Here is a 21,719-nt window from a genome sequence, read left to right as displayed (position 1 = left end):
GCCCAGAGGGCCTGCTATATGCAGATGCCGCCCCTCCTCACCCTCCGAGAAATCCTTCCAGCACGTTGACGCAGTTGGAGCCGAGGGCGTCGACGGCGTAGCCGCCCTCCATAACGAAGAGGGTAGGCTTGCCGAGGCGGGCTAACCTCGCGCCGAGGCGCAGGAAGTCTTCCGGCACGAAGCGGAACTGGGAGATCGGGTCCTTCTCGTAGGTGTCTAGACCCAGCGAGACGATCAGCACGTCCGGGGAATAGACCGTCAGCCAGCGGCAGGCTTCTTCCAGCGCTTGGGCGTAACGGACCCAATCGGTGCCGGGTGGCAGCGGCCAGTTGTGGGTGAAGCCCTTGCCTGCCTTTTCGCCCGTCTCGTCCGCATGGCCGAGGAAATAGGGGTACTCTTCCTTGGGGTCGGCGTGGATGGACAGGAACATCACATCGGCGCGTTCATAGAAGATCGCCTGCGTGCCGTTGCCATGATGATAGTCCACGTCAAGGATGGCAACGCGTGCGGTGCCCTGATCGCGCAGCCACTGGGCAGCGATTGCGGCATTGTTGAGGAAACAATAGCCGCCGAAGTAATCGGCCGCTGCATGGTGTCCCGGCGGGCGGCAGAGGGCGAAGGCCGAGCGGTCACCTTCGCGCAGGAAACGGGCGGCAGTGAGCGCCGAATTGGCGCTGGCGGTGGCCGCTGTCCATGTGTGCTCGCCCAGCGGTGTGCCGGCATCAAAGGAGAAGCGGCCCAGCATACCGTCGATGTGGGTGGGCGTTGGCGAGGAGCGCAGCTGGCGCACGGGCCAGACGAAGGGGAAGGCCTCACCTTTCCGTCCGGCAGCTGTCCAGCGGCTCCAGAAGCTTTCGAGGAAGTCGAGGTACTCAGGCGCATGCACCCGCTCCAGCGGGGCGCGGCCGAAGTCCTGCGGGGTCCACAGGGGGCCGATCTTGCGGGCCAGAATTTCGTTGCGGACCATCTCGGCCCGGCTGGGAATTTCGACTGCGGGTTTCAGCATCCCGTCCGAGATTTCCATCTTCGGATCATGGGTCAGCTGGACGGGCGAAAAAACGGTCTTCATGCGGTGAGGCTCACGGCTGGAAGCGGAACTCGGTCACCTGACTATAGGTTGTTCCGGGCCGTAGAACAGCCCCTGCGAAGTCCGTATGGTTCGGGCTGTCCGGCCAGCGCTGTGGCTCCAGGCAAAGTCCCGCGTGCGGGCCATAGCGGCGCCCCTCCAGCCCCTCGTAGGGCACGCCAAGGCCGGAGGCATCATAGAACTGGACGCCCGGCTCGGTGGTCCAGAGCTCCATGGAAATGCCCGAGGTCTCGCCTTCCAGCACGGCAGCAAGGCGCAGGGTATCTGATGGCGTGTCCGCCACGCAGAAATTATGGTCGTAAAGCACCCGCGCATGGTCCGCGCCGGTCCGGCGGATGGGGCGCTTGGTGCGGAAATCAAAGGCGGTGCCCTCGACAGGCAGGATCTCACCGGTGGGGATGCATTCTGCATCGACCGGCAGATAGCGATCGCCAAGGATTTGCAGCCGGTGGCCGCTGATATCGGTGGAACTGTCGAGATTGAAATAGCTGTGGTGGGCAAGGTTGACCAGCGTCGGCTGATCGGTCACCGCGCTCATCTCAAGGCGCAGGATGCCGGTTTCCAGCAGCGTGTAGCGGCAGCGCAGGTCCACATTGCCCGGATAGCCTTCCTCGCCATCAGGCGAAGTCAGCGTCATAAGCAGGCTGGATGAGGAGAGTTCGGCAATCTGCCAGAGCTTCTTGTCATAACCAGACAGGCCGCCATGCAGATGATTGCGGCCTTTCTCGTTGCAGGTGACCTGATGGGAAACGCCATCCAGCGTGAAACGGCCAGCAGCGATGCGGTTGGCATAGCGCCCGCAGGTACCGCCGAAATAGGCGCCGTGGGCCTGATAGTCCTCAAGCGTGTCGAGCCCGAGAACCAGCGGGCGGCCATGAAGGCGCAAGTCCCTGAGGGTTGCACCGTAGGTCAGAACGGCAGCTTCGAGGGAACCGGCCCTCAGCGTGACTTCATTGACGGTTTCACCGCCGGGAAGGGTGCCAAAGGGCCGGATCATGTCTTTGCCGTCCGTTCAGGTCAGGATCAGAGGGTCTGGTTGTAGGCACCCACTTCCGGGTTCTCGCGCAGCACCGCATCCACGGCCTTGAACATCTCGTGCAGGCGGGCTTCGGACGCCGGGCTTTCCACCACCACCACAAGTTCGGGCTTGTTGGAAGAGGCGCGGACGAGGCCCCAGGTGCCGTCTTCCGTCACGACGCGAACGCCATTGACGGTGATGAGATCGGTGATGGCCTGTCCGGCCACTTTCTCGCCGGCAGCCTGCATAGCCTGGAAGCGGGCAACCACCTTGTCGACGATGCCGTACTTGATTTCGTCCTCGCAATGCGGCGCCATGGTCGGCGAACCCCAGGTCTTCGGCAGGGCGCGGCGCAGGTCGGCCATGGACTTGCCGGGGTTGCGGTCCATCATGTCGAGGATAGCGATGGCCGAGACGAGGCCGTCGTCATAGCCACGGCCGATTGGCGCGTTGAAGAAGTAGTGGCCGGACTTCTCAAAGCCGACGATCGCACCCAGCTCCGTCACGCGGCGCTTGATGTAGGAGTGGCCGGTCTTGTAGTAGTCGGTCACCGCGCCATTGGCCTTCAGCACCGGGTCGGTGTGGAACAGGCCGGTGGACTTCACGTCCACCACGAACTTGGAGTTCGGATAGAGCGAGGAAATGTCGCGGGCAAGCATCACGCCCACCTTGTCGGCAAAGATCTCTTCACCCTCGTTGTCCACCACGCCGCAGCGGTCGCCGTCGCCGTCAAAGCCGAGGCCAACATCTGCGCCGGTTTCCAGAACTTTGTCGCGCAGGGCATGAAGCATCTTCATGTCCTCGGGGTTCGGATTGTAGTTCGGGAAGGTGTGGTCAAGTTCTGCGTCCAGCGGAATGACTTCTGCGCCCAGCATCTCGAGGACGCGCGGAGCGAAGGCACCAGCCGTGCCATTGCCGCATGCTGCCACAACCTTGATCGGGCGCTTCAGCTTGGCACGGTCCGTCAGGTCCTTGATGTAAACTTCCGCGAAGTTGTCGACGTAGCGGTAGGAACCCGAGCCCTTGGCGACAAAGGCCGAGTTCAGCACGATGTCCTTCAGGCGGCCCATCTCTTCCGGGCCGAAGGTGAGCGGGCGGTTGACGCCCATCTTAACGCCGGTCCAGCCATTGTCATTGTGCGAGGCGGTGATCATGGCAACGGCCGGCACGTCCAGCGCGAACTGGGCGAAGTAAGCCATCGGCGACAGGGCAAGGCCGATGTCATGCACGTTGATGCCCACAGCCATCAGGCCGTTGATGACCGCCATCTTGATGGATGCGGAATAGCCGCGGAAATCATGGCCGACAACGATATCCGGACGGATGCCGCGCTCATGCATCAGGGTGCCAATCCCCATGCCGAGGGCCTGCATGCCCATCAGATTGATTTCCTTCTCGAACAGCCAGCGCGCATCATACTCGCGGAAGCCGGTCGCCTTGACCATCGGCTTGGATTCGTAGGCGTAGGTATTCGACTTCAGAAATGCTTCGGGCTTGGGAAACATGAGTAACCTCACAAGAGCTTTTGCCGGAAAAGACTAACGAAATGAGTGGTGTCCGAGCGGCTGGACATTATTGAACCAGAAGCATCGTGTCACCAGAAATATCAAATCGTTTAAACCGGCGCAGTGCGGACATGCCAAGCAGTGGTGTCGATAATGAGGCATCCGGAATGACCACCGCATCTACATTCCGGAGATAAAGAGGGCCCAGCTCCAAAGTATCGATCTTCACCGGCGCAGCGGCAATGATGCCGTTGGCGGTGCTGATCCGGGCCGTGAAATCCTGCTCCTGCGGCTTTATCCCGGCACGCCGGGCCTCGGACGCAGGCAGGGCAACGAAGGTGGCACCAGTGTCCACCATCATCTTCAACGCTTTTCCATTGATGCGGGTTCCCGCGATGAAATGGCCGTTCCGTTCAGCTCGCAATTTCAGCGTGCCGCCGGCGGTCCGTCCGGTCTGCGCGCTGCTGGCTGTTTCCGGTCCTGCCTCTTCCTCTGTCCCATGCCCAACCAGCCCCGGCACGAAAGGCACCAGGGCGGCAAGAAGCAGGAGAATAAGAAGATAGCGGAACATGGCCCTTCCGGACTGGCGGGTCTGGATCGCGCCATCCTTGCCATATCCGGCTTAGCATCCGGTGAACGGGTTCAGCTGCGGGTGACGGGCAGGGTCGCGGCAAGCTGGCGGATCGAAGCGGCGTCCGGTGCGCTGCCCTGCGCGCCATTGGCCGTGCAGGCGAGACTCCCGGCGGCTACGCCAAAGGCCAGGGCGGCCCCCAGCTCATCTCCCCGGTCCAGCGCGGCGGCAAAGGCACCGCAGAAGGCATCCCCCGCACCGGTGGTGTCCACCACTTTCACCTTCGGTGTGGGGACGCTGTACAGCGCTTTGCCATCGTGGGCGATGACGCCTTTTGCGCCGAGCGTCACCACGGCGAGACGTGCAGTGCCCAGTCGGCCTTCTGCAACGGTGCGCACGAAGGCTTCCGGTTCGCTGGGCAGGCCCAGTTTCGTGGCGATTTCCATCGCCTCGCTCTCGTTGGCGATGACAATATCGCTGAGGCTGGCAAGCTCGCTGACGGCCGGGTCTCCGGCGGGGGCGGTGTTGAGGATCACCGTTGCGCCGGCCTCGCGTGCAGCGGCAATGGCGGCGCGGATTTCGGCTACAGGGGTTTCCATCTGCATCAGCAGGATGGAACCATGAGGCAGCCTGCCCTTAAGCCAGGCGGCCGAGACGCGGGCATTGACGCCGCTGGCAACGATGATGAGGTTCTCGCCGCTGGCCTCGACGCCGATCATGGCAATGCCGGTCGCCCCATCGAGGCGGCGCACGCCGGACAGATCAACGCCAGCCGCTTCGAGATTGGCAAGGGCAGGGGCGGCGAAAACATCCGTTCCCACCGCAGCGGTCATGGCGACGTCCGCTCCGGCGCGGCGGGCGGCTAGCGCCTGGTTGGCACCCTTGCCCCCGGGAAAGTTCTGATGGTCCGGCCCGGCTGCCGTTTCACCCGGCAGGGGCAGGCGCTCGACCGCCGCAACGAGATCAAGATTGATGGACCCGAAGACGGTGATCATGCGGGCTGCTCCTGCCGGTGTTTTTCTTACTTCGTTCCGTACATGCGGTCGCCCGCATCGCCAAGGCCCGGGACGATGTAGCCGTGATCGTTCAGCTTTTCGTCGATGGAAGCGGTGTAGACCGGAACGTCCGGATGCGCGGCATTGAACTTGGCAACGCCCTCCGGGGCTGCCAGCAGGCACAGGAAGCGGATGTTGTTGGCACCGCGCCCCTTCAGCTTGTCGATCGCGGCAATGGCTGAATTTGCTGTCGCCAGCATCGGGTCCACGACGATGACAAGGCGTTCGCCCAGATCTTCGGGCGCCTTGAAGTAGTATTCCACCGGCGTCAGGGTTTCCGGGTCGCGGTAGAGGCCGACATGGGCAACGCGGGCGGAGGGTACCAGATCCAGCATGCCTTCCAGCAGGCCATTGCCAGCGCGCAGGATCGAGGCAAAGACAAGCTTCTTGCCAGCCAGCGTGGGGGCCTGCATTTCGCAGATCGGGGTCTCTATGGTGATCTGCGTCAGCGGCAGGTCACGCGTCACCTCATAGCACAGCAGGGTCGAGATTTCGCGCAGCAGGCGGCGGAAGCCCTGGGTGGAGGTGGACTTGTCGCGCATGATCGTGAGCTTGTGCTGGACCAGCGGGTGATCAACTACGATGGCTCCGGACATGTCTGCCTGTCTCCTGTTCTTGCGGCTTTCCGCCGTTGTGTCTTCTGATGTCTCTGTCTTTTCCTATGCACCGAAGAGCGCTCAAAAACAGTCCCGGCGGCGGCAATTTTGCCGAAGTCCTCAACAGCCACCGGGTTTTCCCGCAAAAGCACATCGGCAAGCGGCAAGGTGCCGGCCTCCTCGATGCAGGTCAGCGGCAGGTCCTCTGCCTCCAACTCCAGGATCTCCCGAACCTTGTTTGCCAGCTTAGCGGTCAGCGCTCCGGTGAGGCCGCGCAGGATTGCCGCCTGCGCCCGTGCATCGCCGTCCTGAAGGGTGAAGGAAACAACGCCGCCCGCCAGCATCAGCTGCACATGCTCTGTATCGGTGGGGCCGCCAAGGGCATCCAGATCCAGCGGTTCAATGCCAGCCCAGGCCAGCGGCTCAACGAGGGAAATTGACAGAAACCTTGCGCGTTCATGCAACGGGAGCAGGGGCTCGCCGTCCATGCGGCCTGCAAGCGCTGGCACACGGACTGTATCACCCAGTGGCACGCCATTGAGGCTTTCCGTGCCCTCCCACAGCGGCACCAGTCCTTCCATCACCAGCGCAAAAATCCGCGCAAGGCTGAGGCTGCCGTCCTCCTGTCCTTCATCGAAAAGCACATCGAACAGCCCGCCGGGGCGCGGCTCGTCATCGCGTGCAAAAAGATCGGGCCGCATGCCTGCAAGTTCTCCAAGCCGGTGAAGACGGGCCGCGAGCGTTGCTGCATGCCCCTCGTCCACCTGCAGGGCGCGGGCAAGCTCCTCCGTTTCCACCCGGATCAGCGCATGGGCATCGGCGCGGATGGGGTCGGCTGGCACGGCGGAAAAAGACCGCTGGCAAAAGCGGAAAGTGTCGCCGCCGTCATGCCTTGCGCGCCTGAAAGGCTCTCCCCGGTGAAAGGGTCGTCGAACCGCCACTGCGCATTCGCAGGCGGTGTCATCAGCACGGCCGTGATGGCCGCATCAAAGGCGGCGCGGCCCATCATCCGCACATCCGGAAAGGCGCGTGCACCGGCGATCATGCCCCAGCGGTCTTCTCCGCCTGCCTCCGCCAGCCGCCACAGTGTGTGCGGGGCAAGGCCTGCTTCCGGCGCCGCAGCACGCAGGATGGAGGCCACCCTTTGGGCCAGCGGTTCTATCTGTTCGTCATCCAGACGGACACTGGCAAGCGCATTCTGCCGTGCCAGATCCAGCAGTCGGCGGGCACCTTCACGCAAGGCATCTGCGGTAAGCAGGCTGATGGCCTCGGAGGGCAATTCGGGAGCGGCGGGCGTTGTCATCGGCTTTGCGTCCTTTTGATGGAACGGACTGCTGATACAGGCGTTGGACCTTCAGGTCATGTCAGATTGTAGGGGAGGGGCTGCCATGTTGCTGCCGTGAAATCATGAACGGTTGATAAACCAGCATCATGCACGATCCGGGACAAGCTTGTCTTGTCGTCTGACCTCTGTCTCGGGCAGCATGAGCCACGCTCCTCACGCCAGTTGCGCTGATGGGCCATAACACGATCATTGTTGCTTTTCCGGATTTCTCCATGTCGACCGCGCTTTCAATTGCCGCTCTCCTTCTCGGTTCCGGCCTCTTGCTGATGGCCGGGGGCTGCATGGCCTGCTGCTTCCCGTGCGCGGCCTTGCTGAAGGGTTTTCTGACACGTCACTCGGCATGCTGGGTGCGGGCTGGGCCGCCGGATATATCGCTGGCTGTCTGCTTGTGCCGATGATCGTGAAGCGCGTCGGCCATATCCGCACTTTTGGCGTCCTGGCCTCCATTGCCGCGATTTCCATGCTCCTGAACCTCCTGTTCATGATGCCGGAGGTGTGGATCCCCTTGCGCTCGGTGACGGGATTCTGTTTCGCGGGCGCCGCCATGATCGTGGAAAGCTGGCTCAACGAACGCGCCAACAACAAGACGCGGGGACGCGTCTTCGGCATCTACACCATGATCAACCTGGGCTCGACGACGATCGGGCAGATGCTGCTGACGCTGGGCGATCCCACCGGCTTTGTCTTCTTTGTGGTCGGTTCCATCATTTATTCCCTGTCGCTGCTGCCCACGGCCCTTTCCACCGCCGCGACCCCCACGCCGCTGACGCAGGCACGGCTTGATCCGCGCAAGCTCTGGGAGAACTCGCCGGTTGCGGTGATCGCTGTGATCCTGACGGGCATTTCCAACGGCGCCTTCGGCACGTTGGGCGCGGTTTATGGACGGCGCATTGGCCTTGAAGTGGGCGATGTTGCGATCATGATGTCACTGTCGCTGCTGATCGGTGCTCTCATTCAGGTTCCGGTGGGCATGGTTTCCGACCGCATCGACCGCCGCCTCGTGCTGATCGGCATGGGACTGGTGGCCATGGTCGTGGAGACTGTCCTGTCGCTGCTCTCTGCGCCCGGCAGCACCACAGTGATTATCTTCGTCTCGCTCTTTGGCGGCATGATCTATTCCATGTATCCGGTGATCGTCGCTCACGCCAATGACCACGCAGCGCCAGGCGAGTTTCTGAAGACCAGTGGCGGGCTGCTGATGCTCTATGGCGTCGGCACCATGATCGGCCCCATCGCGGCGGCCGCACTTATGTCTGCTACCTCGCCCTCTGCCCTGTTCCATGTAACGGCGGGCGCTCATCTGCTGATGGTCCTTTTCACCGTGTGGCGCATGACCCAGCGTGCAAGCCCAAGTGTTGCAGAGAAGTCGGACTTCGTGCCTGTCATCACGACGGGCCGCCTGTCCACTCCGGAAACGGCTGCCATGGATCCGCGTTCGGACGAGGAACAGCAGAAGCAGGAGGCGGCTGCCTGAGGGTTTCCCTGCGGTTTGTTTCCGGTTGCCGCACCCTATTCCTGCAACCACTTAGCCAAGCTTCTGGTTGTCCACCTTCGCCAGCAGCCGCTCCTTCGTCGCCTTGTCGCAGAAGGCGGCTTCGATCGCGGTGCGGGTGAAGACGCGCTGGTCTTCCTGCGTCCAGTTGAAGGTCTTGGCCGTGAGGCTGTACTCGCGCCCCAGCGTGGTGCGGAAGAAGGGGGATCATCCGAGTTCAGCGTGATGCGCACCCCTGCCCGGCGCAACAGGTTGACCGGGTGGAAACGCAGCACAGGATAAAGCCCCAGCGCCGCGTTTGAACCGGGGCAGACCTCCAGCACGATCCGTTCCGCCGCCAGCCGGTCCACCAGTGCCGGGCTTTCGATGGCCCGCACACCATGGCCGATGCGCCGTACACGCAGGAAGTCGAGCGCGGCGCTGATGCTCTCCGGGCCGCCGAACTCGCCTGCATGGGCGGTCAGCCCCAGTCCGGCTTCACCAGCCATGCGGAAGGCGCGGGCGAAATTGGCCGGATGGCCCTCGCGCTCGTCGCCCGCGAGGCCAAAGCCGGTCACCAGCGGATGTGGATTGGAGACAACCTCCTTCGCCACCCGCTCCACCGAGGCCGCACCGAAATGGCGCACGCCGACGGCAATCATCCGGCCTTCGATGCCGGTCTCTGCCTTGGCCCGCTCCAGACCCGCCGCCAGTCCTTCCACGTAGGACCGGTAGGAGAGCCCTGCCGATGTGGCATGGTCGGGAGAGATGAAGATCTCGCCGTAGATGGCCCCTTCTGCCGCCAGCATGCGGAAATAGGTTTCGCTCAGCTGCGCGTAGTCGCCGGGGCGGCGGAAGACGGAACTGGCAAGGTCATAGGCGGACAGGAAAGTGGTGAAGTCGCTCCAGCGGTACTGGCCCTTGGCGTCGATGATCGAGGAAACGTCGACTTCCTCACGCTTTGCGAACTTCTGAACGAGTGCAGGCGGGGCCGCCCCTCGATGTGGCAGTGCAATTCCGCCTTGAGCACCTGCTCCTGCACTGCCATGGGCCGCCCGTCCTTCCCTGAAAGCTGCCTGCCGGACGCACGTCATGATCCGGCTCATTCACTGACAAAATTGTTCCTGCCAGCCGAGGCCGCGTCAAGAAGAAGCGGCGTATGCAGGCCGCTTCCCGGTGGAAAGTCAGGCGCTCAGGAAACTGCGGCCATGACGCCCGGCTTCGATGCCCAGATGTTCAGCGATGGTCTCGCCGATATCCGCATAGGTGCCGCGTCCGCCGATGCTGCGGCCTGCGATGCCGGGAGCAAAGCCCAGAACGGGCACATGCTCGCGCGTGTGGTCCGTACCGCGCCATGTGGGGTCGCAGCCGTGGTCGGCAGTCAGCAGAAGCAGGTCGCCATCCTTGAGCTTTGCCATCAGCTCCGGCAAGCGCCGGTCAAATTCTTCCAGCGCTGCCGCATAGCCCGGCACATCGCGGCGGTGGCCATAAAGGGAATCGAAGTCGATCAGGTTGGTAAAGATGAGGTCGCCGTCTGCCGCCATGTCCATGGCTTCCAGTGTCTTGTCGAGAAGTTGGCCGTTGCCGGCGCCCTTCAACACCTTGGTGACACCCTGGTGGGCGAAGATGTCGGAGATCTTGCCCACACCGATGACAGTGCGTCCTGCGGCGGTCAGCCGGTCCAGAAGGGTCGGCTCGGGCGGCAACACCGAGTAATCGCGCCGGTTGGCCGTACGCACAAAGTCTGCCGCACTCTTGCCGGTGAAGGGCCGGGCGATGACGCGCCCGATATTGTAAGGGTCCGCATGCTTGCGGGTGACTTCGCACAGCGCATAGAGCTTTTCGAGGCCGAAGGCCTCTTCATGGGCAGCGATCTGCACGACGGAATCCGCCGAGGTGTAGAAGATCGGCTTGCCGGTGCGCAGGTGCTCCTCGCCCAGCTCCGCGATCACTTCCGTACCGGAGGCATGCTTGTCGCCGATGATGCCGGGAATGCCTGTTTCCGCCACGATGGCGGCAATCATCTCCGCCGGGAATGTCGGGATGGTGGCCGGGAAGTAACCCCAGTCGAACTGCACGGGCACGCCCGCAATCTCCCAATGCCCGGACGGCGTGTCCTTGCCGTTGGAGACTTCCGCAGCATAACCCCAAAGGCCCGTGGGGGCAGGGTCCGGCGCAAGGCCGGGCAGGGACTTGCCGGTAGACAGCGTCGCGGCAGCGCCCAGGCCAAGCCGGTTCATGTTGGGCAGATGCAGGGGCCCGCTGCGAAGGCCCTGTTTATCACCTGCTCCTGCCGCACAGCGTTCCGCGATATGGCCCAGCGTGTCGGAGCCCTCGTCGCCGAAGCGGGCGGCATCCTGCGCACCGCCGATGCCAAAACTGTCCAGCACAACGAGAATGGCGCGAGGCATGCTCTGTTTCCTTTTGTCCCGAGGCGAAAGCCCCTCATTTTGTTTCACGGCAGCTCTTGCGGCTGCTTGTCGTGCGCGGCCTTGCGGCGCGATAGCATTTTCACTCTGTATTGCGCCTTATGGCGCGATACGGGCAGCCACGATCGGGTGGTCCTCGACGCTGGCGGCGTCGCCAATGCGGTAAGCGGCGTTGAGCGCCTCGCCGGCGCGGCGCGCTGCGTCTTCGGTTGCGGCATGCACGATGGCGAGCGGAGCATCCGCATCCACCCGGTGACCGATCCCGGCCAGTTCCGTGAAGCCGACGGAGGGGTCGATCACATCAGCGGCGACACGGCGGCCTCCGCCCAGCTCCACCACGGCAACGCCGACGGCACGGGCATCAACGCCGGTGACGATGCCCGGCTCCTTCGCATAGACGGGAGCAATGACCGGTGCCTTGGCGAGGTAGAGTTCGCTCTTCTCCATGAAGTCTCGCCGGACCGCCGAGGGCGGTGACCATTTCGGCAAACTTCTCTGCCGCACGTCCGCTTTCAAAGGCGGCGCGCATCAGATCACAGCCTTCCTGAGCGCTTTCGGCAATGCCGCCGGTGGCCAGCAACTCGCCGCCCTGTGCCACGGTCACATCCCACAGACGGCTGTCGATGGAGGTGCCCTTCAGGAAATCGACCGCGTTCTGCATTTCAACTGCATTGCCTGCGGCAGACGCGAGGGATTCGTTCATGTCCGTCAGCAGGGCGGTGGTCTTGAGGCCAGCACCATTGGCGACGCGCACGAGGCTTTCGGCCAGTGCCTTGGCCTCTTCGAAGCTCTGCATGAAGGCGCCTGTGCCCCACTTCACGTCCAGCACGAGGCCTTGCAGGCCTGCGGCCAGCTTCTTGGACAGGATCGAGGCGGTGATGAGGTCGATGCTCTCCACCGTGCCGGTCACATCGCGGATGGCATAGAAGCGCTTGTCCGCCGGGGCCAGATCGCTGGTCTGGCCGATGACGGCACAGCCCACTTCCTTCACCACCTTGCGGAACAGGGCATTGTCCGGCTGGGTCTTGTAGCCGGGGATGCTGTCGAACTTGTCGAGCGTGCCGCCGGTGTGGCCAAGGCCGCGCCCGGAGATCATCGGCACAGCAGCACCACAGGCGGCAAGGGCAGGGGCCAGCATCAGCGAGACGTTGTCGCCCACGCCACCGGTCGAATGCTTGTCCAGCACCGGTGCGTCCACATCGGACCAGTCCAGCACGGTGCCGCTGTCGCGCATGGCCAGCGTCAGGGAGACGCGCTCGTCAATGGTCAGGCGGCGGAAGAAGATGGCCATGGCCAGCGCCGAAACCTGCCCCTCGCTGACGCTGCCATCGGCAAGGCCCTTGACGAAGAAGGCGATTTCCTCCCGCGTCAGCTGGCCGCCGTCCCGCTTCTTGCGGATGAGTTCCTGTGCCAGCATGTCAGTATCCTTCGCGCGCGGCGCCTGCGCCGCCCTTGATCACGTCAAGCAGTGCATCCAGCAGCCCGCTGGCGCCGAAGCGGAAGGTGGCGGAAGAAACCCAGTTGGGCCCCAGAATCCGGTCGGCCAGCGCCAGATAGGCAGCGGCCTCGTCCAGCGTGCGGACGCCGCCGGCCGGCTTGAAACCCACATGACGGCCCGGCTGTTCGGTGCGCACTTCGTCGATCACCGTCAGCATGATTTCGGCCGCTTCGAGCGTCGCGTTGACCTTCACCTTGCCGGTGGAGGTCTTGATGAAATCGGCACCTGCAGCGATGGCGGTGAGCGAGGCCTGATGGATCAGCAGCGGATCACCGATCTCGCCGGTTTCCAGAATGACCTTCAGCTGCGCCGGCGCCGGAATGGCGGCCTTGACGCGGATGATCATCTCCTCGGCAAAGCCCCGGCGGCCTTCAACGAAGGCGCGGTAGGGCATCACCAGGTCAATCTCGTCCGCGCCATCGGCAATGGCCTTGGCGGTCTCTTCCACCACGGCGCGGGTGTCCGTGCCGCCTGCGGGGAAGTTGACAACGGTTGCGACCTTCACCGGCGTACCGGCCAATTTCGCCTTCGCCTGTGCGACAAAGGCGGGATAGACGCAGACAGCGGCCACGTGGCCATGCTCCGTCATGGCGCGGGCGCACAGGGCGTCGATGTCGGCAGCGGTGCAGCCGTCATTGAGGTTCGTCAGGTCGACAAGGGCGAGAGCGCGGGCGGCAAGTTCCGCCCTGGTGGCTGCATCAGCCATGGGAAATCTCCTTCACGAAGCCGCGCACGAGCTTCTTCATGCGCGCAAGGCCGAGTTTGGCGACGGACTTGGTCTCGTCGTGGGACAGACCATGGGCCTGCATGCCTGCGCCCAGATTGGTGATGATCGACATGGCGGCTACGCGCATGCCGAGGAACCGGGCAAGGATCATCTCCGGCACGGTGGACATGCCGACAGCGTCAGCGCCCAGAATGCGCGCCATGCGGATCTCTGCCGGGGTCTCGAAGGACGGGCCGGAGAACCACATGTAGACGCCCTCAGCCAGGGCATGGCCATCGGCCTTGGCGGCGCGGTGCATGGCGGCCTGCAGGCCCTTGTCATAAGCCGCCGTCATGTCGAGGAAGCGCTTTTCGTCTTCCTCGCCGATCAGCGGGTTGAGGCCGGACCAGTTGATGTGATCGGTGATCAGCATCGGGCTGCCCGGCTGCACCTCCTCGCGCAGGGACCCGGCGGCGTTGGTCGCCAGCAGGATCTCGCAGCCGAGCGCCTTCAGCGTTTCGACCGGCGTGCGCATGATGGAGGGATTGCCGCTCTCATAGTAATGGGCGCGGCCCGAGAGGATCACCACCGGCACGCCTTCCAGCTCGCCCGCCACCAGCTCGCTGCCATGGGAGGAAACCGTGGAGACCGGAAAGCCCGGAAGCTTGCTGTAGGGAATGCGCACCGCATTCTCCATTTCGCCCGCCAGTTCACCGAGCCCGGAGCCCAGGATCATGCCGATGCGATAGCTGCCCGGACGGGCGGCGCGGACGATTTCCGCGCAGTCATTGCCATAGCCGCTCATGGCGTTCGTCCCTTGTGTTGTTCTGTTTCAGCCTTGCAGGTTTGCTTCAGTCGAGAAGCTGGAAACCGGCAGGGAGCAATTCATCCATGGTGAAGGTGCGGCGGATGCCGTCGAGATTGGCGATGTGGACCTTGACGGAGCCGCCTGCAAATTCCTTCAGCTTCTGCCGGCAGCCGCCGCAGGGCGTGCAAAGGGCCGCGTCCGCAATGACGATGACTTCCTCGATCTTCTGCTGACCGGCCAGAACCATTGCAGAGATGGCCCCTGCTTCGGCGCAGACGCCTTGCGGATAGGCGGCGTTTTCCACGTTGCAGCCGGGATAGATCTTGCCATCTGCGGCAAGGATCGCGGCGCCGACCTTGAAGTCCGAGTACCGGGCATAGGCGTTTTCGCGCGCGGCCTTTGCCGCCTCGAAGAGCTTGTCCACCGCGCTCATGTGCGCTCCTTCAGATAGGGATGCCGCTGGCCTTGGGCGGAATGGCCTTGCCGATGAAGCCCGCCAGCAGGATGACCGTTAGAATGTAGGGAAGAGCCTGGAATACCTGCACCGGAACCTCGCCAATGCCCGGAACCTGCTGGCCCTGAAGGCGGATGGCCATGGCATCAAGGAAGCCGAACAGGAGACAGGCGTAGAGTGCGTTCACCGGCTTCCACTTGGCAAAGATCAGCGCCGCCAGTGCGATGTAACCACGCCCCGCCGTCATGTCCTTGATGAAGCCGGAGGACTGGGCAATCGCCAGATAGCTGCCTGCGAGGCCGCAGAAAATGCCGCACATGATCACCGCGCGGTAACGCAGGAAGGTAACGGAAATGCCTGCCGTATCCACTGCGGCCGGGTTTTCGCCAACGGCGCGCAGACGCAGGCCGAAACGTGTGCGGTAAAGCACCCACCATGTGGCCGGAACGGCAAGGAAGGCGGCGTAGACGAGAATGTTGTGGCCCGAAATCAGCTCGAAATAGATATAGCCGATGACCGGAACGTCCTTGAGAGCGCTGGCGAAGGGCAGCTCGATGTCCAGGAACCGCCCGCCTGCGGAGAGGGACGGTGTGCGCCCGCCCTGACTGAACCAGGCCTGCCCCAGAAGAGCCGTCAGACCGGCCGCCAGAAAGTTGATGGCAACGCCGGAGACGATCTGATTGCCCCGGTTGGTGATCGAGGCAAAGCCATGCAGCAGCGCAAGGCCGACCGCGACAACAATGCCTGCCCCTAGCCCTGCCCAGGCATTGCCGGTGATGAAGGCAACGGAGGCCGCACCAAAGGCCGCACCCAGCATCTTGCCTTCAAGTCCGATGTCGACGATGCCCGAACGTTCCGAATAAAGCCCGGCAAGGCAGGCGAGCAGCAGCGGCGCCGCGAGGCGGACCGTGGAGTCGAGGATGAGGATCAGGGTCTCGAACATGGCTCGTTCTCCCGTCAGGCCGTCTTGCCGGCGGCGGCCGGCTTGGCGGAGAAGCTGAACAGACGCACCAGCGCCGGGCGGAACATGTACTCCAGCGCCCCGGCAAACAGCACAACGAGGCCCTGAATGACCACGATCATGTCACGGGTGATGGCCGGCATTTCGAAGGCAAGTTCTGCCCCGCCCTGATAGAGCATGCCGAACAGGATGGCGGCCAGCACGATGCCCACCGGATGCGCCCGGCCCATCAGAGCCACGGCAATGCCGACGAAGCCATAGCCGGAGACGAACTCGATCAGCAGCCGGTGCTGGGATCCCACGATCTCGTTGATGGCCATCAGCCCGGCCAGACCGCCGGAAATCAACATGGTGATGATGGTGATGCGCACCGGCGAAATGCCCGCATAGACGGCAGCGGTGGGATTGGCGCCGAAAGTGCGGATTTCGTAGCCAAGCCGCGTGCGCCAGATCAGAAGCCAGATGAGCACAAGGGCTGCCAGCGCCAGAAATAGGGCGAGGTTGACCTGCGAGGAGCCGAAAAAGCTGGTGCCGAAGAAATCTCCCAGCAGCGGAAGTTGTCCGCCTTCCTCGAAGGTGCGGGTCTCCGGCTGCATGGAACCGGACTTGTTGATCACCTTCACCAGCAGATAGCCCATCAGCGCCGTGCCGATGAAGTTGAACATGATCGTGGTGATGACAATATGGCTGCCGCGCTTGGCCTGCAGCCAGGCAGGAATTGCGGCCCAGGCTGCGCCAAAGAAGGCTGCCGCGAGTACGGCGACCGGTACAGTGATCCACCACGGCGCATACTGGTCCAGCGCAAGGCAGGCAAGGGCAGCGCCGAGGCCGCCCAGATAGGCCTGGCCTTCACCGCCAATGTTGAAGAGGCCTGCATGGAAGGCAACAGCCACCGCAAGGCCGGTGAAGATGAAATTGGTGGCATAGAACAGGGTGAAGCCAATGCCTTCACCGTAGCCGAGTGATCCCCACAGCAGGATCTGAACTGCATCCAGCGGGTTCTCGCCGATCAGCAGCACCACAAGGCCGGAGACGAGGAAAGCCGCCGTGAGATTGACAAGCGGGATCAGGCCATAGTCGATCCAGCGGGGCAGGGAACCGGCACTCATGCTCTGCCTCCTTGGGCGGCGCGGGCGGGCACGTCATCCGTGACACCGGCCATCAGCAGGCCGCATTCGTTTTCGGTTGCCTCCGGTCCGCGTTCGCCAACGATGCGGCCGTCGAACATGACCAGGATGCGGTCGGAAAGGGAGCGGATTTCATCCAGCTCCACGGAGACGAGCAGCAGGCCCTTGCCTGCATCGCGCAGCTCGATCAGCCGTTTGTGAATGAACTCGATGGCGCCGATATCGACGCCGCGCGTCGGCTGCCCGACCAGCAGAACGGTGGGGTCACGCTCGATCTCGCGTGCCAGCACCACCTTCTGCTGGTTGCCGCCGGAGAAATTAGCGGTCTTCAGCATCGGATTGGGCGGACGGATGTCGTATTTCGCAATCTCGGCTTCGGCGGCCTTGCGGATGGCGCGGATGTCGAGAAGCGGCCCCTTCGAATAGGCCGGGTCGTTGTGATAGCCCAGAATGGCGTTCTCGTATTCGGCAAAGGACGTGACAAGCCCCATGCGGTGCCGGTCTTCCGGCACATGCCCCATGTTCATGGCCCGCATTTCTGCCGGGTTTTTAGGGTTGGCGGCAAGGTCGATTGTCTCGCCATTCAGCCACATGCGGCCCTTGCGGGCGCGGCGGATCCCGGCCAGCGTCTCCAGCAGCTCCGACTGGCCGTTGCCCGAGACACCGGCAATGCCGACGATTTCACCGGCGCGGATTTCGAAGGAAACATCCTTCACCACATCCACGCCCCGGCTGTCGGTGACGGTGAGGTTTTCGATGGCCAGCACCCGCTCGCCAGGCTTGGCGGCCTGCTTGTTGACCTTCAGCAGCACGCTGCGGCCCACCATCAGTTCGGCCAGTTCCTCCATGGAGGTGTCTGCCGTCTTGCGGGTTGCCACCATTTCGCCGCGGCGCATCACGGACACCGTGTCGGTGATGGCCATGATCTCGCGCAGCTTGTGGGTGATGAGCAGGACCGTCTTGCCCTGCGCCTTCAGGACTTTCAGAATTTCAAAAGATGGTCGGCCTCCGCCGGGGTCAGCACGCCTGTGGGTTCATCGAGGATGAGCACCTCGGCGCCACGGCACAGCGCCTTCAGGATCTCCACGCGTTGTTGCAGGCCAACAGGCAGATCGCCGACGACGGCATCCGGATCGATCTTTAGATCATATTCGCGTTCCAGCCGGGTGAGTTCCGCCCGCACCTTGCCTGCGCCGCCCGCCAGCAGGCTGCCGCCTTCGGCGCCCAGCATGACGTTCTCCAGCACGGAAAAGGTGTCCACCAGCATGAAGTGCTGATGCACCATGCCGATGCCAAGGCCGATGGCGTGGCGGGAGTCGCGGATGGTCACGGTCTTGCCATCCACCAGAATGTCGCCGCTGTCGGCATTGTAGAAGCCGTAGAGGATCGACATCAGGGTCGATTTTCCGGCCCCGTTCTCGCCGATGATGCCGTGGATCGATCCCTTGCCCACGACAAGATCGATGTTCTTGTTGGCATGCACGGGCCCGAAGGACTTGTTGATCTTGCGAAGCTCGATGGCGGCGGTCATGAACGCTCCCGCGCGTCTGGCCACAGGGCCGGCGTCAGTCGGTGAAGGGGCCGGGCACATGGCACGGCGTCATCAAGGAAGGGCCCTTGCACCGGCCTTCCGGCTCAGGGGCAAGGGCCGCAGTCCCTCAGGTGATTACGGGCAGGTCTTGTCCGACATGTAGTCGTGGACAGTGATCTTGCCCGAAATGATGTCGGCCTTGGCCTGGTCAGCAGCGGCCTTCATGTCGGCGGTGATCAGCTTCTCGTTATACTGGTCGAGAGCATAGTCCACGCCGCCTTCGGCAAGGCCCAGCACTTCGATGCCGCTGGTCCACTGGCCGTTCTTGGCATCGGTGAAGGCCTTGTCCACGGCCACGTCCACGCGCTTGAGCATGGAGGTCAGGACCTTGCCCGGATGCAGGGCGTTCTGGTTGCTGTCCACGCCGATGCCGAGCTTGCCCGCGTCAGCGGCCGCCTGCAGCACGCCGATGCCGGTGGCGCCGGCAGCGTGATAGACAACGTCCGCACCACGGTCGAACTGGGACTTGGCGAGCTCGCCGCCCTTCACCGGATCGTTCCAGGCAGCGCCGGTCGTGCCGGTCATGTTCTGGAAGACTTCAGCCTTCGGGTTGGTGGCCATCACGCCCTGCTTGTAGCCGCAAGCGAACTTGTGAATGAGGTCGATGTCCATGCCGCCGACGAAGCCGACCTTGCCGGTCTGGGAGGCCTTGGCAGCCAGCAGGCCGACGAGGTAGGAGCCTTCATGCTCCTTGAAGACGATCGAGCGGACGTTCGGAAGGTCGACAACCATGTCGACGATGGCGAACTGAATGTCCGGGAATTCCTTGGCGACCTTCTCCACTGCGTTGGCGTGGGAGAAGCCGATGGCGATGATCGGGCTCATGCCGCGCTTGGCGAAGTTGCGCAGGGCCTGCTCGCGCTGGCTGTCATTCTGGATTTCGAAGTCACGGTACTCGACGCCCGTGTCCTTCTTGAACTTCTCGGCACCGGTATAGGCAGACTCGTTGAACGACTTGTCGAACTTGCCGCCGAGATCATAGACGACCGCCGGCTGGAAATCCGCCGCAAAGGCGGTGCTGGCCATCATGACGCCTGCAATGGCGGCGCCCGTCATCAGGAACTTCTTCACGTTCTTATCCTCCGGCACTGGTCCAGCCACCATGGCTGGCCCCGCTTACTTCCCCTCTTGGACACTGCCGGGCAGCGCTGCTGCCGCCACAGGTCCGCTCGATCCGAGCCGTTGCTTCAGAGCCCTTGCCAGGGTCTCATCTGCAACCAGGTCGGTGATGACACCGGTGCGCAGCGCAGCAAGCGTGGCTTCCGCCTTGCTCTCTCCACCCACCAGCGCAATGACACGAGAGCCCCGGACTTCCTCGTAGTGAAGACCGACGGCGCACTCGCCAAGACTTACAGGCACCTGGGTACCTTCGATGGTGACAAAACGGCCCATCAGGTCGCTGACCGCGCTGCTGCGCATCAGGCCGTCCTGATCGTCCTTCTGGATGATGCCGCGCTGAACCAGATGGCCGTCATCGTCAATGGAACCGATGCCGACGACAAAGGCGTCCGAACGCCGCGCACGCGCCAGAAGATCCTGCACGCTGCGCTGGCCGAGGAACATGTCGCGCTCCTCAAGGCTTTCGGCAAAATAGGGCACCGGCAGATAGTAGCCTTCCCCGCCCGTGCGCTCGATCAGCGGCTGCACGATGTCAAACGGGTTGGCCGACAGCTTGCGCATCAGCGAGCCGGAAATGGAGATGATGGCAAGGTCAGGCCGGGAGATGCGCGGCATGGCCGCGACCGATGCCTTCAGCGTCCGGCCCATGCCGACGCCAAGCTGGCGGATTTCAGGCCCGGCCAGCAGCGTGGAGAGAAAGGGGCCTGCAACGGAAGCGACGGCACGGATTGCTGTCGTCTGATCGCCGCCACCAAGGTCTGGTGCGATGATGCAGCTGGTCAGGGCAAAGTGCCGCGTCAGCTCGTCTTCCAGCTCCAGGCACTCGATCGGGCGGCCCTCGATCTGAAAACGGACAAGGCCTTCTTTCTGGGCATGGGCAATGAGACGGTGTACCTTGGCCGGAGAAACGCCAAGGCGCGCTGCAATCTCGCCCTGCGTATTGCCCCCACGAAGGAAAGCCACGCGGCGCGGATCGAGAGATAGGTCGTCCAATCCTCGTCCTGCACGAATTGCCCCGCCTGCTGTGTCCAGGTCTTTCGCCTGGCTGCTGAGTTCTGCATGGCTGAAATTTTCTTCAGCCGCTGTGAATTCTTTCAGGAAAGATGCCTGCCAGCTAGCCCGCCGTCAAGCGTGTTTGGCGTGTTTTCCGGCTGAAACTTGCGCTTTTCCGTTTGGCGTGTTGATGGCCGCAAGCGTGCTGCCGTGTGATGCAGTTTGCGTGGAGGTTAGGCAGGAATTGCCCTGTAAGTGTGCTGGTCCGGCAAAATCTGCCTGTTGCTGGGCAAAATTTGCCGAGCAAATCACGCGGGCGCATTCTGTGCGCCTTTTGATTTGCTGGCACAATTTGCCGTCTCATCTCTGGCATAGTGCTTGCTTGGAACTATTCTACACGGCAAGTGTTTCCGGCCCTGAAAATACCGGCAATTTGTCGATATTTTCGGATTAACCGTCTGTTCAGCCGCAAGAATAAAAGTAAATAGGGAGGTGTGGGAAACCGGCTTCGGCCAGAACATGGAGAAAACCATGCGTCTCACACTGTGCAGAACCAGATTGGCGGCTTGCGGTGCTGCGATAGGCAGTATTGCCATCTTGGCATTTACTTCAATGACATCTTTCGCGGAGCCGCAGCGTTCCGGCAAGTTTCACATGGCCTATTCGGCAGATGCCGAGGTGGATGTGGAGCTGGTCCTCGCCGTTGACATTTCCCAGTCGATGGACAGGGATGAGCAGGAGGTTCAGCGGGCGGGCTACGTCTCGGCGTTGACCTCGAAGGAAGTGCTCGCCGCCATCCGTGAAGGGCCGACAGGCCGCATCGCCGTCACCTATTTTGAATGGGGCGGAGTGGGCGAGCATTTCACCGTCGCGGAATGGTCGATCATCCAGGACGAGGCAACGGCGGCCGCCTTTGCCGCCCGCATCGCCGAGGCGCCGCTCCGGCAGGTGCAGCGAACCTCGATTTTCGCAGCACTTGAAAAATCCGCCGATCTGATTGCCTCCAATCAATACGAAGGGCTGCGCCGGGTCATCGACATATCCGGCGATGGGCCAAACAATCAGGGCGGCACCGTCACCAGAATGCGCGACAAGGTGATCTCAGCGGGCGTTACCATCAACGGCCTGCCGCTGATGATGAAGTCGGAAACCTCCGCCTGGCAGGCGATGCTCCATCTCGATCACTATTACGAGGACTGTGTCATCGGCGGGCCGGGTGCCTTTGCCATTCCGGTCCGCTCCAAGGAGGGCTTCGCCGATGCCATCCGCATGAAGCTGGTGCTTGAGATTGCAGGGCTGATCGAAGACCAGCCTCTGATCATCCCGGCCGCAGGCCGCAAGCTGGTCAGCTGTAATCTGTTTGACTAGGAGCTTGCCGCCGCTCA

Annotated in this window: 15 protein-coding genes and 5 pseudogenes; 2 read left to right on the top strand and 18 right to left on the bottom strand. The window is 63.0% G+C overall.

What is annotated here, in order from left to right:
- Positions 1-37: 37 nt before the first annotated feature.
- The 7 genes and pseudogenes from ACQB61_RS16190 to ACQB61_RS16160 form a co-directional block, all read right to left on the bottom strand.
- Positions 38-1,069 (bottom strand): histone deacetylase family protein, encoded by a 1,032-nt coding sequence (locus ACQB61_RS16190; protein WP_430513453.1) that lies wholly within the window; start codon positions 1,067-1,069, stop codon positions 38-40.
- A 10-nt stretch (positions 1,070-1,079) separates the two neighbouring features.
- Positions 1,080-2,084, bottom strand: a complete 1,005-nt coding sequence (locus tag ACQB61_RS16185; RefSeq protein ID WP_430513452.1) for an aldose epimerase family protein — start codon at positions 2,082-2,084, stop codon at positions 1,080-1,082.
- Positions 2,085-2,110: 26 nt separating this feature from the next.
- Positions 2,111-3,610, bottom strand: a complete 1,500-nt coding sequence (locus ACQB61_RS16180) for a phosphomannomutase/phosphoglucomutase (protein ID WP_430513451.1) — start codon at positions 3,608-3,610, stop codon at positions 2,111-2,113.
- A 67-nt stretch (positions 3,611-3,677) separates the two neighbouring features.
- The gene (locus ACQB61_RS16175; protein ID WP_430513450.1) at positions 3,678-4,181 is read right to left on the bottom strand and encodes a retropepsin-like aspartic protease family protein; all 504 of its coding nucleotides are present in this window, start codon (positions 4,179-4,181) and stop codon (positions 3,678-3,680) included.
- A 71-nt stretch (positions 4,182-4,252) separates the two neighbouring features.
- Complete coding sequence (locus tag ACQB61_RS16170; RefSeq protein WP_430513449.1) at positions 4,253-5,176, bottom strand: ribokinase; 924 nt, start codon at positions 5,174-5,176, stop codon at positions 4,253-4,255.
- A gap of 26 nt (positions 5,177-5,202) precedes the next feature.
- The gene (gene upp / locus ACQB61_RS16165) at positions 5,203-5,832 is read right to left on the bottom strand and encodes a uracil phosphoribosyltransferase (protein ID WP_430513448.1); all 630 of its coding nucleotides are present in this window, start codon (positions 5,830-5,832) and stop codon (positions 5,203-5,205) included.
- Positions 5,814-7,135 (bottom strand): annotated as a pseudogene (locus ACQB61_RS16160) (DUF1688 family protein). The gene upp and the pseudogene ACQB61_RS16160 overlap by 19 nt, the downstream one beginning before the upstream one ends.
- A gap of 340 nt (positions 7,136-7,475) precedes the next feature.
- Between ACQB61_RS16160 and ACQB61_RS16155 the strand changes: the two are divergent.
- The gene (locus tag ACQB61_RS16155) at positions 7,476-8,651 is read left to right on the top strand and encodes an MFS transporter (protein WP_430513447.1); all 1,176 of its coding nucleotides are present in this window, start codon (positions 7,476-7,478) and stop codon (positions 8,649-8,651) included.
- Positions 8,652-8,702: 51 nt separating this feature from the next.
- Here the strand turns inward: ACQB61_RS16155 and ACQB61_RS16150 are convergent.
- From ACQB61_RS16150 to ACQB61_RS16100, 11 genes and pseudogenes are all read right to left on the bottom strand, one after another.
- Positions 8,703-9,696 (bottom strand): annotated as a pseudogene (locus tag ACQB61_RS16150) (adenosine deaminase).
- A 136-nt stretch (positions 9,697-9,832) separates the two neighbouring features.
- On the bottom strand, positions 9,833-11,059 hold the full coding sequence (locus ACQB61_RS16145) for a phosphopentomutase (protein ID WP_430513446.1): 1,227 nt from the start codon (positions 11,057-11,059) through the stop codon (positions 9,833-9,835).
- Positions 11,060-11,176: 117 nt separating this feature from the next.
- Positions 11,177-12,494: pseudogene (gene deoA, locus ACQB61_RS16140) on the bottom strand (thymidine phosphorylase).
- A 1-nt stretch (position 12,495) separates the two neighbouring features.
- Complete coding sequence (gene deoC / locus ACQB61_RS16135) at positions 12,496-13,281, bottom strand: deoxyribose-phosphate aldolase (RefSeq protein WP_430513445.1); 786 nt, start codon at positions 13,279-13,281, stop codon at positions 12,496-12,498.
- Positions 13,274-14,086 (bottom strand): purine-nucleoside phosphorylase, encoded by an 813-nt coding sequence (locus ACQB61_RS16130; RefSeq protein ID WP_430513444.1) that lies wholly within the window; start codon positions 14,084-14,086, stop codon positions 13,274-13,276. Before ACQB61_RS16130 ends, deoC begins: the two co-directional genes overlap by 8 nt.
- 46 nt (positions 14,087-14,132) lie before the next feature.
- Positions 14,133-14,522: a cytidine deaminase gene (gene cdd, locus ACQB61_RS16125; RefSeq protein ID WP_430513443.1), complete on the bottom strand. Its 390-nt coding sequence runs from the start codon at positions 14,520-14,522 to the stop codon at positions 14,133-14,135.
- A pseudogene (locus ACQB61_RS16120) lies at positions 14,519-15,486 on the bottom strand (ABC transporter permease). The gene cdd and the pseudogene ACQB61_RS16120 overlap by 4 nt, the downstream one beginning before the upstream one ends.
- Before the next feature lie 14 nt (positions 15,487-15,500).
- Positions 15,501-16,613 carry an ABC transporter permease gene (locus ACQB61_RS16115; protein WP_430513442.1) on the bottom strand — a complete coding sequence of 371 codons (1,113 nt, stop codon included), beginning with the start codon at positions 16,611-16,613 and terminating at the stop codon, positions 15,501-15,503.
- A pseudogene (locus ACQB61_RS16110) lies at positions 16,610-18,162 on the bottom strand (ABC transporter ATP-binding protein). The gene ACQB61_RS16115 and the pseudogene ACQB61_RS16110 overlap by 4 nt, the downstream one beginning before the upstream one ends.
- Positions 18,163-18,297: 135 nt before the next feature.
- The gene (locus ACQB61_RS16105) at positions 18,298-19,278 is read right to left on the bottom strand and encodes a BMP family lipoprotein (RefSeq protein WP_430514395.1); all 981 of its coding nucleotides are present in this window, start codon (positions 19,276-19,278) and stop codon (positions 18,298-18,300) included.
- Positions 19,279-19,338: 60 nt separating this feature from the next.
- Positions 19,339-20,334: a sugar-binding transcriptional regulator gene (locus ACQB61_RS16100; RefSeq protein WP_430513441.1), complete on the bottom strand. Its 996-nt coding sequence runs from the start codon at positions 20,332-20,334 to the stop codon at positions 19,339-19,341.
- 612 nt (positions 20,335-20,946) lie between these two features.
- On the opposite strand from ACQB61_RS16100, the gene ACQB61_RS16095 reads away from it, so the two are divergent.
- Positions 20,947-21,702, top strand: coding sequence for a DUF1194 domain-containing protein (locus tag ACQB61_RS16095; RefSeq protein ID WP_430513440.1), 756 nt, complete (start codon positions 20,947-20,949; stop codon positions 21,700-21,702).
- The last annotated feature ends 17 nt before the right edge of the window (positions 21,703-21,719 follow it).

Origin of the sequence: Pannonibacter phragmitetus, assembly GCF_050510895.1 — a bacterium.
Classification (GTDB): domain Bacteria; phylum Pseudomonadota; class Alphaproteobacteria; order Rhizobiales; family Stappiaceae; genus Pannonibacter; species Pannonibacter phragmitetus_B.
This window is presented reverse-complemented; position numbering and strand designations above follow the sequence as displayed.